Origin of the sequence: Candidatus Frankia nodulisporulans (genome assembly GCF_902806475.1) — a bacterium.
In the GTDB taxonomy this organism is placed as follows: Bacteria; Actinomycetota; Actinomycetes; order Frankiales; family Frankiaceae; genus Frankia; species Frankia umida.
Genome location: NZ_CADCWS010000014.1, coordinates 26,884 through 39,675 on the forward strand (window position 1 = coordinate 26,884; position 12,792 = coordinate 39,675).

At 71.2% G+C, this 12,792-nt stretch carries 14 protein-coding genes and 1 tRNA gene; 1 reads left to right on the plus strand and 14 read right to left on the minus strand.

The genetic code is table 11. The annotated features are described in order from the left end of the window. Positions 1 to 130 precede the first annotated feature (130 nt). From G6R24_RS03190 to G6R24_RS03245, 12 genes are all read right to left on the minus strand, one after another. Entirely contained in the window at positions 131 to 670 is a 540-nt protein-coding gene (locus tag G6R24_RS03190) for a MerR family transcriptional regulator (RefSeq protein WP_163547667.1), read from the minus strand. 613 nt (positions 671 to 1,283) lie between these two features. After that, a complete protein-coding gene (locus G6R24_RS03195) occupies positions 1,284 to 1,769 on the minus strand; it encodes a bifunctional nuclease family protein (RefSeq protein ID WP_009739504.1) in 486 nt (161 codons plus the stop codon). Between the two features lie 180 nt (positions 1,770 to 1,949). Continuing rightward, complete coding sequence (gene ftsR / locus G6R24_RS03200) at positions 1,950 to 2,732, minus strand: transcriptional regulator FtsR (RefSeq protein ID WP_163547668.1); 783 nt, start codon at positions 2,730 to 2,732, stop codon at positions 1,950 to 1,952. Positions 2,733 to 2,748: 16 nt separating this feature from the next. Further along, positions 2,749 to 3,294: an FHA domain-containing protein gene (locus tag G6R24_RS03205; protein WP_163547669.1), complete on the minus strand. Its 546-nt coding sequence runs from the start codon at positions 3,292 to 3,294 to the stop codon at positions 2,749 to 2,751. A gap of 291 nt (positions 3,295 to 3,585) precedes the next feature. Then, on the minus strand, positions 3,586 to 3,966 hold the full coding sequence (gene gcvH / locus G6R24_RS03210; protein ID WP_163547670.1) for a glycine cleavage system protein GcvH: 381 nt from the start codon (positions 3,964 to 3,966) through the stop codon (positions 3,586 to 3,588). A 29-nt stretch (positions 3,967 to 3,995) separates the two neighbouring features. Beyond that, positions 3,996 to 4,685 (minus strand): DUF881 domain-containing protein, encoded by a 690-nt coding sequence (locus G6R24_RS21825; RefSeq protein ID WP_225438056.1) that lies wholly within the window; start codon positions 4,683 to 4,685, stop codon positions 3,996 to 3,998. Positions 4,686 to 4,757: 72 nt separating this feature from the next. Beyond that, positions 4,758 to 5,123, minus strand: a complete 366-nt coding sequence (locus G6R24_RS03220) for a DUF1290 domain-containing protein (RefSeq protein WP_244957221.1) — start codon at positions 5,121 to 5,123, stop codon at positions 4,758 to 4,760. 31 nt (positions 5,124 to 5,154) lie between these two features. Then, positions 5,155 to 5,556 carry a DUF881 domain-containing protein gene (locus G6R24_RS03225; RefSeq protein WP_163547671.1) on the minus strand — a complete coding sequence of 134 codons (402 nt, stop codon included), beginning with the start codon at positions 5,554 to 5,556 and terminating at the stop codon, positions 5,155 to 5,157. Beyond that, positions 5,480 to 5,833, minus strand: a complete 354-nt coding sequence (locus G6R24_RS03230; protein WP_163547672.1) for a hypothetical protein — start codon at positions 5,831 to 5,833, stop codon at positions 5,480 to 5,482. The genes G6R24_RS03225 and G6R24_RS03230 overlap by 77 nt, the downstream gene beginning before the upstream one ends. 103 nt (positions 5,834 to 5,936) lie before the next feature. Next, the gene (locus G6R24_RS03235) at positions 5,937 to 8,423 is read right to left on the minus strand and encodes a mannose-1-phosphate guanyltransferase (protein WP_163547684.1); all 2,487 of its coding nucleotides are present in this window, start codon (positions 8,421 to 8,423) and stop codon (positions 5,937 to 5,939) included. An 11-nt stretch (positions 8,424 to 8,434) separates the two neighbouring features. Next, positions 8,435 to 9,094, minus strand: coding sequence for a cardiolipin synthase ClsA (gene clsA, locus G6R24_RS03240; protein ID WP_163547673.1), 660 nt, complete (start codon positions 9,092 to 9,094; stop codon positions 8,435 to 8,437). Between the two features lie 104 nt (positions 9,095 to 9,198). Beyond that, entirely contained in the window at positions 9,199 to 10,275 is a 1,077-nt protein-coding gene (locus G6R24_RS03245; RefSeq protein WP_163547674.1) for a C40 family peptidase, read from the minus strand. Between the two features lie 799 nt (positions 10,276 to 11,074). Here G6R24_RS03245 and G6R24_RS03250 point away from each other — a divergent pair. Then, the gene (locus G6R24_RS03250) at positions 11,075 to 11,332 is read left to right on the plus strand and encodes a helix-turn-helix transcriptional regulator (protein ID WP_163547675.1); all 258 of its coding nucleotides are present in this window, start codon (positions 11,075 to 11,077) and stop codon (positions 11,330 to 11,332) included. A 132-nt stretch (positions 11,333 to 11,464) separates the two neighbouring features. Here G6R24_RS03250 and G6R24_RS03255 read toward each other — a convergent pair. After that, positions 11,465 to 11,538 (minus strand) — tRNA-Pro (locus G6R24_RS03255). 228 nt (positions 11,539 to 11,766) lie between these two features. Beyond that, positions 11,767 to 12,288, minus strand: coding sequence for a hypothetical protein (locus tag G6R24_RS03260; protein ID WP_225438057.1), 522 nt, complete (start codon positions 12,286 to 12,288; stop codon positions 11,767 to 11,769). Positions 12,289 to 12,792: the final 504 nt, after the last annotated feature.

Genomic DNA, 12,792 nt, shown 5'->3' on the forward strand with positions numbered 1-12,792 from the left:
GGGTCCAGCCGGTCCAGGCGGTCCAGGCGGTCCAGGCGGTCCAGGCGGTCCAGGCGGTCCAGCCGGTCCAGGCGGTCCAGCCGGTCCAGGCGGTCCAGCCGGTCCAGGCGGTCCAGCCGGTCCAGGCGGTTCAGCCGGTCCAGGCGCTGCTGCGGCGGGTGGCCAGCTCGTCGCCGGGATGGCTGGCGGGCGGATCCCCGGGACGCTCGCAGGGCAGCTCGGCCAGCTGGCCGCGCATGTCGCGCAGGGCCCGGCCGACGGCGATCGCGAACACGCCCTGCCCCCCGCGGACAAGATCGATCACCTGGTCGTCCGAGGTGCACTCGTAGACGGTCGACCCGTCGCTGATCAGCGTCAGCTGGGCCAGATCGTCCACCCCGCGGGTCCGTAGGTGTTCGACGGCGACCCGGATGTTCTGCAGCGACACCCCCGCTTCCAGCAGCTTGCGCACCACGCGCAGGACGAGGACGTCCCGGAACGAGTAGAGCCGCTGACTGCCCGAGCCCGACGCGTCGCGGACGCTGGGCACGACCAGCCCGGTGCGGGCCCAGTAGTCGAGCTGGCGGTAGGTGATCCCCGCCGCCGAGCAGGCCGTCGGCCCGCGGTACCCGACGTCGTCCCCGGGTGGTTCGGGTATCTCACCCGGGAACAGCTGGCCCTGTTCGATCATCGCTGTACGCACTTCGCCGCCATAGCCAGCCCATCCTCCGGATCGATCCGCGCCATCCCGGCAGCCGGCACCCAGGGGCCGCCGTCCGGACATCCGGTCCGGTCGAGTCACCTTTCTCACCGCCACCCGCCCGCCGACCGGACCGTCCCGGAACCGGTACCCACCACGGGCACAATCCGGGTCCGAACGGCGGACGACCGTGGCGCCCAGGCGCCAGAGTCAGCGGAGACACCCACGGCTGCCGGGCGCCGAGCCCGGCGGACCGTCCTCGCCGCGACCGTCACAGTCGCGCCTGGCCGCGTGTGGCCGCGCTCGGCCGTCAGGGCTGGGCGCTGTGTCCGGCGAGGTCAGAGCCGAAGCAGAGCACCATGGTTACGCGCCTGGGCCCAGACGGCCAACGCTGACTGTGGGGGCACGACTGCCCTGGCCGTAGGAGGGACGCGCGATTCCTTCAATGATCTAAGCCGACGCGCCCGTAGTCCAGCGGACACGGCGGGGCAGGGTCGACGAAAAGGAATTGCCGCCTGCGCTGCGCAGCGGGCCCGCGCCGCGTCGCGGTGGACGTGGTGCGGGCCCGCTGCCGTGACGTGTGCGATGGTCGTGACGCGTGCGGTCAGGACCCGGGGGTGTTGAAGTCCTCGGGAGAGATCGTGTCCAGGAACTCGCGGAACTTCTCCAGTTCGCTCTCCTGCTCCTGTTCCTGCTCCTCGGGCACGGTGATCCCGGCCTCGGCCAGGACCGCCTCGACGCCGTAGACCGGCGCGCCCATGCGCATCGCGAGCGCGATCGCGTCGGAGGGCCGAGCGGAGACCTCCACGCCGTTTCCGAACACGAGCGTGGCGAAGAAGACGCCGTCCTGAAGGTCGGTGATGGTCACCCGGGTCAGGTCCGTCTGCAGGGCGCGCAGCACGTCCCGCATCAGGTCATGCGTCATCGGACGTGCCGTGGTGATGCCTTCCTGAGCGAACGCGATCGCGGTCGCCTCGACGGCGCCGATCCAAATGGGCAGGTACCGCTCACCGCCCACCTCCTTGAGCAGGACGATCGGCTGCTTCGACGGAAGCTCGACTCGCACGCCGACGATGTCCAGCCGATGCACCGATCTACCTCCTCGCGCAGGTGGGGCAGGGCGGGATGTTGGGACCGGAGCCAGAAAACCCCACAGGGGAGACAGTATCCCCGCTTGGGTCCCGCGTCAGCGCGCCGAGGGGTTCCGCTGCCTGCCGGAGCGGGCCCGACCGCCCGGGCGGGGCCGCCGAGCCGGGCCCACACCGGCCGTTCAGCCAGGACGACCGGCCCGCAGCCGGGACCGTAGTAGTGCCGCATGCAGCCGTACCAGCAAGGCGGCGAGCTCGTCCGCGGTCTGCGCATGCCGGCCCGCGCTGTCCGGGCCGCGCTGTCCGCGCAGGGGGGCGGCGGCGGCCTCGATGAGACCAGCCTCACGATCGGCCACCGTCCTGGCGGCCCGCAGATGCCGGGCCTGTACGCCGTGCCCGGCCAGCAGCGCGACCGTGCGGGCGACCAGGACCGCGTCGGAGTCGTAGTAGCTGCCCCCGGCGATCGGCGCCACCAGACCGTGCTGCTCCAGATCGGTGAGGGTCTCGTCGTCAAGCCCCACGGTCGTCAGGAGCTCGCGGCGCGACATCCGCACCCGCTCGGCCCCGAGGATCGCGTCCAGGCCGGCAGGGGCCGGATGCGGGGGCAGCGCGCGGGGACCCGGCCGGTGCACCAGGGTCTCGTCGCGGTCCAGTGAGGCGAGCTCTTCCTTGATCACCCGCAACGGCAGAAAACGGTCGCGCTGTGCGTGCAGCACGTAACGCAGGCGCGTGACATCGTCGGCCGAGTACTTGCGGTAGTTGGACGACGTCCGGGCCGGCTCGACCAGACCCTCCGCCTCCAGATAGCGGATCTTCGACAACGTGATGTCGGCGAAGTCCGCCCGCAGCTGCTCCAGGACCTGGCCGATGGTGAGCACCTTCGCGGCCGGGCCCTTCGCCCCGTTAGGACCCCGAGCCGACAGCTGCTGGTGTGACGCGGACGCCGCCGCGGCGAACCCGCTCACCGCCTGACCTGCCCGATCACCGCGCCGCCGACCCCCCGTAGCTCGTGCCGGTGAGGAACACCAGCCGGAACTTGCCGATCTGCACCTCGTCGCCGCTGGTGAGGTCGGCCGAGTCGATGCGCTCACGGTTGAGGTACGTGCCGTTGAGGCTGCCGACATCACGCACGGAGAAGCCCTTGGTGTACGGCGAGCGATGGAACTCCGCGTGCCGCCGCGAGACCGTCACGTCGTCCAGGAAGATGTCGCTCTCGGGATGCCGACCGACACTGGTCATGTCCGCGTCGAGCAGGAACCGACTGCCCGCGTTCGGCCCCCGCTTGACGACCAGCAGGGCCGAGCCCGGTGGCAGCGCGTCGACCGCGGCGACCGCGTCGCGCTCGGTGGACTCGTCGACATGGTCACCCTCGATACCCGACAGCGCGGCGGCCAGATTGAGCGTCGACGTCTGTTCGGCGGGCCGCTCCGGCGCCACGGGCTCGCCCGGGCGCACGAGAGGGGAACCGCACCGCGCGCAGTACAGCGCGTCGGACGGGTTCTGCTGTCCGCACCTCGTGCAGAACACAGTCGCGTCCGCTTCCTGCCGTCGAGCCCCGCGCAAGCGGGTTCGTCAGCCGCCTCGGCCGCCGCCAGGCGGCGGCGGGAATGTCGTTACCAGCATTGCGATGGTGGGGCCGGGCGTACCCGGCACATCCCCACCACCGTCGATGATCACACGCCTACGGTCGGAGCGTCCATGACCGTACCCCCGGCGCACTCCGAGGCTAGTGCATCGGGGGCACGGTCGCGAAAAGGGTGCGACCCGTGTTGTTCGGCGTGGCGCCACCCAGCCCCCGCCACCCGACCACACCAGCTACTATGAGTGCTCCTTGACGTACTCCTCGTACTCTGTGGCGGTGAGCAGACCGTCGATACCGCCGCCCGCGAGCGCGATCTCGACCAGCCACCCATCACCGTAGGGATCGGAGTTGATCAGTTCGGGCGAACTCACCAGCGCCTCGTTGCTCGCGATCACCCGGCCCGCCGCCGGAGCGTAGATCTCCGAGACGCTCTTGGTCGACTCGACCTCGCCGAAGGGCTCGCCGGCCGGCAGTTCGCTACCCGCCGCGGGCAGCGAGACGAAGACGATGTCGCCCAGCGCCTCCTGCGCGTACGCGGTGATGCCGACCACGGCCGTGTCCCCACCGAGCCGGACCCACTCGTGCTCACGGGTGTACTTCAGGTCGTCCGGATACACCGGAAGATCGCCTCCCTTGATCGACGTGCTCAGCCTGCCGGGCGAGCGTAGCGGGCACTGGGCGTCGGCCGCACCGTTCGGATCTCCATCCGGACAAACGTCCGTACACCGGTCTGCGCGCCCTCGCGCGCCGCTACCGTATCGAGCACTCCGCCGGGAATCCGCAGCGCCCGGTCCAGGGTGTGCGCATCACCGATCACCCGCAGCACATAGGGCGCTGTGATCGACCGTCCGTCCACGACCAGGCCGAGCCCCGGATGATCGGCGACATACGTCGACACCCCCACCCGCACCCCCGCGATCTCGATCGCCTCGGCTCCCGCGTCCCGCAGTTCCTGCAGCGCGTCCAGCAGCACCGACGCGTCGACGGACCCCTTCGGATCACGAATGGTCAGTTCCAGCCCCGGCCCGGCCGGCTCCCCGGGCTCACCGGGCTCACCGGGCTCACCGGATGGCTCTGGTGGTCCTGACGGCTGACCCGCACCACGGTCAGTCCGAGCCGCGTCCTCGACCACGCTGGCGGCCGCGGCCACGCTCTCCGGCCGGTTTGCCGCCACACGTCCGGCCCGGTCCTCGGTCACCGTCTCCGGCCGGGTCCGCGGCACCTCCTGGGCCACGTCCTCGGTCTGGCCCTCGGGCTGGTTCCCGGCCTCGGCGTCCGGTGTGTGCGCGGGCGTGGATCTCGCCGGCCTTTTCATGAGCGCCCCCGGGTCGGCCACGACCCGCCAGAGCGCACCGCGCCGGCAGGGCCAAGGCCGCCGTCGATGATGACCGGGGTCGGGGTGGGCATGTCAGCGGCCGACCAGAGCGCGGCGCAGGGCGGTCGCGGAGGTGAAGATCCGGATGCCGAGGACGACGATGACCGCGGTCGAGAGGGCATCGGCGAAACCGACGAGTTCACCGAGCAGCACCAGTAGCACCGCGACGACGACATCGCCGACGAAGGACACGACGAAGACCCGATCGTCGAAGGTCCGCTCGACGAACGCCCGCGCGCCGCCGAGGACGGCGTCGACGGCGGCGGCGACCACCGCGACCGCCAGGTAGGGGGCGAGCCAGTGCGGTGCCGTCGGCCCCAGCAACAGGCCGGCCGCTACTCCGATGAGCAGAGCGAGCAGGGCGGGTGTCATCGACCTCGGAGCCGTTCTGGCGATCATCCGCGCTATCCGCGTCATCGGTGTCCTTCCCTCATCCGGTCCGGCGGACGTTGCGCAGCACCGGCAACGGTGCCGCGGGCAGGGTCATGGTCGCGGGCCTGGTCACCGTCAGGGCGGTCGCCGGCGAGTCCGGCTGGTTGCGCAGCCGGTCGACGACGGCCGAGCGTTCCAGCCGGGTACCGAGTTCACCGGCGTCACCGAGGGCCTCGATCACGTAGGGCGCGGTGACGGGCAGCAGGCCGACGAGGATGACGTTCGCCGCGGCCCGGATGGCGCTCAGCGCCGTCAGCCGTACCTGGTTCACGCTGATCGCCTCCGCGCCCGCGATCCACAGCACGTTGACCAGGTCGGCGACGTCATGATCGGTGATACCGACGCCGACGCCGTCGGGAAGGCGCCCGGAGAGGGTGATCCGGACCCCTGGGCCGCGCACCGCGGCCCAGGGGTCCGGGCGGGCCGAGGGCCGCGACGTCGGCCGCGGAGCGGGCCTGCCGCTCGGCGGCGCGGCGTTGCCGTGAACGTCCGGCCGCCACCTGACGGTCCAGCGCGCCGACCCGTTCCCGGGTGAGTGTGAGCTCGGCGGAACGGGCCTGTACCTGGGCGCGCAGGGCCTGCTCGAGTCGCTGCCGGGCCGGTGCCTCGGCGACCCCCCGGCGCACCCCGAGCGTGACCACGCCGGCGAGCAGCAGCAACGTCACCATCAGCACCATCGACCGTCCAGGTCGCCCGGTCCGATCCCACACAAGGGGCATTTTGACGGACGGCGGCCGCATTACTGCCGAACGTGGTGCCGCGCGCCGCGGTGGGGGGCGCTCAGCGGGACTCGACGACGTCGGCCCAGTGGCGCAGCAGGGTGTGGGCCTCGGTGAGGTCGGCGCCCTCGGCCCACAGATGCGTGACGGCCTCGCTGGGGTCGGGCAGGACGAGAATCCACGAACCGTCGGCGCCCACCACGCGCACGCCGTCGGTGGTGTCCAGCGTGAAACCGGCGTCCACGTCGACGGATTCGACGACGCGGCGCATCACGGTGCCCTTGACCGCCCAGGGGGTGGGCACCGAAAGGCGCAGGATGGCGACCGAGGGTATCCGGGCGTCGATCACGGACAGGGTCAGTCGGGTCCGCGAGACCAGGGCCAGCAGCTTGACGAAGGCGGCGAGGCCGTCGATGGCCGGGCCGAACTCGGGAACGACGAAGCCGCCACGTCCGTCCGCGGCGAAGACGACCCCGGCCTGCCGGGCGACCTGGGACAGCGCCGGCGCGGACGTGGGGGTGCGCCGCACGCTCAGGCCGTGGAACCGGGTGACCTGGTCGGCGACCCGGGTGGTGGTGACAGGCAGGGCGACGGCGGCGCCGCGGCTCTCGGCGGCGACCAGGTCGAGGAAGACCAGCAGCGCGCGGTCGTCGTCGATGAGGTCGCCGCGCTCGTCGACGATCGCGAGACGTTCACCGGTGTGGTCGAAGCGCACCCCGAAGGCGGCGCCGGAGCTCGCGACCAGCGCGCCGAGACGGTCGGTGGCGCGCAGGTCGTCGGTGGCGTCGTAGGCGGGTATGGTCTCGTCGACCCGGCCGTTGACGGTGAGGACATCCACGCCGAGCCGGCCGAGCAGGGTCGGCAGCACCAGCGAGGCCGCTCCCCCGGACGGGTCCAGCACGATCTTGAGTGCGGCGTCCGTGACGCCCGTGGTGTCCACCCGGTCGAGCAGGTCCTGGATGTAGAGGTCGAGGGTGCGCGCGGGAAAGCGCAGGTCGCCGATCTCGCCGGGGAAGGCCCGGCGGAACTCCTGGCGGGAGAACACCCGGTCGAGCTTGCGCTGGGCGGCCGGGGAGAGATCGTCCCCCTCCGCGTCCAGGAAGAGGATGTCGATGCGTTCCGGATCTCCGGGGGTGGTGCGCACCATGATGCCGCCGGCCGCGTTCGACGAGCGGACGTCGAAGCGGGCCACCGGCATCGGCGCGACCTCGAGGTCACGGATGTTGATCGCCCCGGTGGTCAGCGCGCTGATCACTGCGCGTTTGAGGGCGCGGGCGGCGCGGGAGCCGTCCCGGGCGGTGGTGACCGTGGCGCCCTTCTTCAGGGTGGTGGCGTAGGCCGCCGAGAGCCGGACCACCAGCTCCGGGGTGATCTCGGCGTTGATCAGGCCGGAGACGCCGCGCGGGCCGAACAGGGTGCGCTGCCCGCGCGACTCCCAGATCACCGAGGTGTTGACGACCGCGCCGGCCTCGATCGTCTTGAACGGGTAGACCTTGACGTCGTGGGAGACGAAGGCCTCCTCCCGCACGACGCACTCGTCGCCGATGACCGCGCCCTCCTCGATCCGCGCCGCGCGCAGCACGTCGGTGCTGCGCCCGATCACGCAGCCCCGCAGGTTGGTCTGCGGGCCGATGAGGGCGTTGTCCTGGACGATCGCGCGGTGCAGGAAGGCGCCGGACTTCACCAGCACGTTGCTGCCGAGCACGGAGTACTCGCGCAGTTCCGCTCCGGCCTCGACCTTGCTGTAGTCGCCGACGACGAGGGGGCCCTTGAGGACGGCGTCCGGATGCACCTCGGCGTCCTCACCGATCCACACCCCGGGTGACACCTCGAAGCCGCCGATGTCGACCTCCACCTTGCGGCCCAGCACGTCGGCCTGGGCCCGCAGGAAGCTCGCGATGGTGCCGACATCCTCCCAGTAGCCCTTGGCCACATAGCCGTAGACGGGTGCGCCGGCCTTGACCAGGCGGGGGAACACATCCCCGGACCAGTCCACCGCCTCCCCGGGTGGCACGTGCGCCAGCACCTCCGGCTCCATCACGTAGATGCCGGTGTTGACGGTGTCGGAGAAGACCTGGCCCCAGGTCGGCTTCTCCAGGAAGCGCAGGATGCGGCCGTCCTCGCCGGTGATGACGATGCCGAACTCCAACGGGTCGGGCGCCGATGTGAGCGCCACCGTGACCAGTGCGCCGACCCTGCGGTGGTAGGCGACGAGCTCGGTCAGGTCGATGTCGGTCAGCGCGTCGCCGCTGATGACCAGGAACGCCTCGTCGCGCAGCGCGTCCTCGGCGTTCTTCACACTGCCGGCGGTGCCCAGCGGAGTCGTCTCGGTGGCGTACGACAGGTGCATGCCCAGCTCGTCACCGGCACCGAAGTAGGTGCGGATCATCGAGGCGAGGAACTGCACCGTCACGACCGTCTCGTCGAAACCGTGCCGCTTGAGCAACCGCAGCACATGCTCCATGATCGGCCGGTTGACCACGGGCAGCAGTGGTTTGGGCAGGTTGGCGGTCAACGGTCGCAGCCGGGTGCCCTCGCCGCCCGCCATGACGACCGCTCTCACCGATGACCTCCCGCTCCGACCGTCCCCGCCGTCGCGGAGCTGCCCGCTGATCCGCCGCCGCGGCCACGATGTGCTCGGACCAGCTGCGCCGCCTGAAGGAAATAGAGCGCGCCGGACCACCAGTACAGAGCGATACCCCAGATCGCGAACGCCCATCCGACCGGACGGGCCGCCGTCGCGAGCCAGGAGTCCCCGGCCGAGAGCAGCAGCAGCGGGAAGGCGTAGAGCAGGTTGAACGTCGCCGCCTTGCCCAGGTAGTGCACGGGCAGGGCCACCCCCACCCCGATCCGGCGCAGCAGCGGCGGCAGGGCGAGCAGGGCGACGTCCCGGGCCAGCAGCGCGACGGCGAACCAGAGCGGGACGATGTCGCGCACGGTCAGCGCGACGATGGTGGACAGGATGTACAGCCGGTCGGCCAGCGGGTCGAGCAGGGCGCCGAGCCGGCTGGCCTGGTCGAGCACACGGGCGAGCTTGCCGTCGAGGTAGTCGCTGACACCGGCGAAGGCCAGCACGCCGAAGGCAGCGCCGTCCGCCTCCGGGCCGAGGACCAGCCACAGGAACAGTGGCACGCCCAGCAGGCGCAACGCCGACAGCGCGTTCGGGATCGTCCAGATCCGGTCCGGCGACGGCGCCCCGGTTGGCACGGCGTCCTGCATGCGACGTCCTCCTCCACCGGGCGCCCCAGCGGTCTGATCGACCGCTGGGCGCTGTCCCTACGACCCGGCGGGCCGGACAGTGCTGACGCTAGCGGATACAGCCGTCAGTGGATGCGGCCGACCTTGTAGGTCGAGCTGTAGATCGGACGCAACGACACCACACCGCCGGTCTGCGGAGCGGCCCACATGTACCCGTTACCGGCGTAGATGCCCACATGGTAGATGTTGCCGGGCGTCCCGTAGAAGATGAGGTCACCGGGCTGCTTACCCGACTGCGGCACCTTGGTGGAGACGTTGTACTGCCCCTGGGCGGTGCGCGGCAGGGAACGGCCGAGCTGCTTGAACACGTACTGGACGAGCCCGGAGCAGTCGAACGAGTACGGGCCCTCCGCGCCCCACACGTACGGCTTGCCCTTGTTCAGCGAGGCCAGGTAGACGGCTTTCTCCCCGATGGAGCTGCCCGGGATCACCGTCGGGATGGCCTGCGAGATGACCGAGCCGTCGACCCCGACACCGACCCGGCCGACCCCCGTGCCGGTTCGGGTGGGGCTGGCGATCGTCACGGTGGCGGCGCCGGCCAGGGAGGGCCGCAGCGCGCTCGAACCATCGAAGACCGCGGTGATCGTGGTGGTGGACAGCAGCCGCGCGGTGATCTGCGCGTTGCCGCTGGCATCGGTGTGCAACCGGGTGGACGTCTGCCACTGCGGCCCGTTGACCACGACGATGCGGATGTCCTGGCCGGCCAGCGGCGCACCGGTGTCGGCCTCGGTGGCGCGCACGGTCAGCACCACCGGGGTGTTCGGGGCGACGGTCGTCCTGTCCGCGGTGATCGAGACGTTGGTGAAGACCGGGTCGTGATCGGCGATCGCGGTGGCCAGCGGTGCGAGGGAACGGGCGGCCGTCAGGTCACCGGAGGCGCTCTGGGTGGACGTCATGGACGCCTCGCGCAGCAGCGAGTTCGCCTCCAGGGAGGAGGAGCCGTCCGTGCCGGCGGGGACGGTCGCCGCGAAGGCCGCCGTCGACGCGGCGATCGTGCCGGTGGTGAAGGCCGCGATGGTCACCGCCCGGCGCGACGTGCCGGAGCCGGTCGCGGCGGAAGCACGGGGGACCGCGGGGCGCTGGCGACCGCGAACGAGCTGCTCCCAGTCGTCCGGCAGCCAGGCCATAGCACGACGTGGCAAAACGCGTCCTTCCCGTGCGCTGGCGAGGTGAGACGCCGGAAGCGGGCCGGGGTGCCCGATCACCGACGGACCCGGTCAGTACCGAGGCAGACCACGCGCTGACGAGCGACGGTGGTGCTCCCCCGGGACCGTGGGTCCCCACGCCTGCCCCGGCAAACTCGGAGGGGTCGCCGAACCGGGGGCAGGACTAGGCGCATCGGTTCGACGGGTATCGCGGTTGGCTTGCGGGTGCCCACACTTCGCCTGCGGCGCATCACTTCTGAAGACCCAAACGGAAGTGCTGCTGACGACGATAGTGGACATACCGCTATTGCCGGCAACCACCCCGAGCCCAACGCTTGGACGCCCGCGACCGATACCCCCGCTCGCCAGCAAGCCGCGCACTCTCGATCACCATCCGTCAGTACCAGCGAGCGCCCGCCGTGTCGTGGGAAACATCCGCGATCCCTGCGCACCCGCTCCCTGACGTGGCGTCGCGGGCTACCCGTTCGATCATGACCGTCCGCGTGCGTCCGGCTGTGCGAGCCCACCCCGACCACATCCGGCACCCCCAGCCGGACGCACCCACCCCGACTGGCCGCTACTCGCATCCGATCCCGGGACCCGCCCGGCCCCGCGGGGAGCCGTCCGACCCGTCGCCGTCCTCGATGGTGGTGGCGTTTCGGGGGGGTGGACATTGGTGTCGTCGCCGTAGCCAGGCGAGCATCGATCGAGGTCGCGGGCATCCGCGGCCACCGCCGACCGCCAGCGTGACCGTGCGGCGACCATCCGCGTTCGCGGCGTCACGCAGGATGGACCGATGAGGTCCGACCCCCTGATGACCGTGACCGAGGTGGCCAATCACCTGCGTCTGACCGCGTCGTCATGGCGCGAGCAGGTAGCCGCGGGTACCGCCCCGCCCCCTGACGACCCGGACACGGCCACCGACAAGCCCGAGTTCCGACGCCGCCCCCGCTGGCACCGATCCACGCTGGACACCTGGAACGAACAACGCCGCGCCGAGCGCCGCGCCGCCCGCGAGACCCAGGCCACTCAGACCACTCAGACCGGCGGATAGCCCAGACCCGCCGAATCCCGGGCGGGGCCCGGCGATGCCCATGGCTGCCGTGATCCACACGGGTGCCGACGGAGCATCCAGCAAATGCGAACGCCCCCTCCGCCACGTTCGGCCGAGAGGGCATTTCCCCTGTCGGGACGACAGGATTTGAACCTGCGACCCCCAGACCCCCAGTCTGGTGCGCTACCAAGCTGCGCCACGTCCCGTACGCGAGCAACACTACCGTATCCGCGCGCCGAACAGTGACCGGGGGTCGCGTCGAGCACCGACGCGACCCCCGACCCTCGTGCGCGGCCCCGCGTGGGACCAGGCCGAGGCCGTCACCCACGAGGAAGTCCGTGCGGTGCGTCAGCCGCCGGTGAAGCACGGCGCAGGGCCGTTCGGGAGGTGCGGCCGACGACCGCGGACTTTGACTACCGCAGGGAGAGCGAACCTCAGCTGGCGCCCTGGGTACGACGACGTGCCACCCCGGCACCGATCAGCAGGGCACCGATGGTGGCCCCGGCGACCGGAAGCAGCGGTGAGGACGCGCCACGGTCGGCCATGCCACCGCCACCGGCGGGCACACCGCCGCCGGCGACGCCACCAACACCGACACCGACGCCGACGACGCCAACGCCGACACCGGCCGGGCAGTCCTTGTCCTTGTCCTTGTCCTTGTCGTCCCAGTTGAACCAGTCGCCGTCCTTGACCTTGTCCTCGTCAAGGCCCTTGCCCTCGTCGCCCTTGTTGAGCTCGTCGGCCTCGGCCTTCTTGTCCGGGGCGTCCTTGCCTCCGTCCTTGTCGCCGTCCTTGTCCTTGTCGCCAAAGATGTCCCAGTCGTCCTTCTGGTCCTTGTCGTTACCGCAGACGGGCTTCTTGTCGTCGAATGCGTGGGCCGCGGACGTGCCGACTGCCACGGTGAAGGTTGCGGTGGCGATGCCGGAGATCGCGAGCGCGGCGGCGCGGCGACCCATACCCTTCGTCATCTGGTCCCCTCTCTCACTGACGGTGATCTATGCATCACTGCGAGTGACACCATAGCGACCGGCTGTGAGCATCCGCGCCAAGCGCGCAGGGCGTGGTGCGGTCCGCCGCGACAGTCGACGTGGGATCGAGCGTGCGTTCGCGTCAGCGAAAGCCGGATTCGGCCCGGTTCGCCCCCGGCCAGGTCTGCCCACCGGGCACATCCGCGTCATGGTCACCCATTGTTGCCTCCCCGCTCGCTAGAGTGACGCTCAGTCAGGGGCGATACACGGCGCGATTCCTGCCGTCCCGACGAGGACAGGGGGTGCGAGATGACCGAGCGAGCCAGGTGGCGACAGCTGCCGCCATGGCGCAGGCTGTCGGCGTGGCACGGAGTGCTACTGGTCGGCGTCATATTGACCCTGGTCAGCGGATTTCGGCTGGCGGAACCGGCATTCGACGCCGTCCGCGGCGGTTCCGGGGCGGACGCGGCGAACGAGCTGCCGCCGATCCCC